The 301-nt window shown below is 53.2% G+C and carries 1 pseudogene; it reads left to right on the top strand.

Going from position 1 to position 301, the window contains the following annotated elements:
• Positions 1-301, top strand: a pseudogene (locus tag ACYP03_RS25495) (glutamine-hydrolyzing GMP synthase); the annotation flags it as partial.

Here is a 301-nt window from a genome sequence, read left to right as displayed (position 1 = left end):
GCGGATCCGGAAGCCAAGCGTAAGATTATCGGTCACGTGTTCGTTGACGTTTTTGATGAAGAATCGAAGAAACTGCAAAACGCCAAGTGGCTGGCGCAGGGCACGATTTATCCTGATGTGATCGAATCTGCGGCGTCGAAAACCGGCAAAGCACATGTGATCAAATCGCACCACAACGTAGGTGGTCTGCCGGAAGACATGGCCATGGGTCTGGTTGAGCCGCTTAAAGAGCTGTTCAAAGACGAAGTGCGCAAGATCGGCCTGGAGCTGGGTCTGCCGTACAACATGCTGTATCGCCACC

The organism is Photobacterium sp. R1 (genome assembly GCF_054600795.1).
The sequence above is the reverse complement of the archived record's forward strand: the minus strand, read 5'-3'. Positions and strand labels throughout refer to the sequence as shown.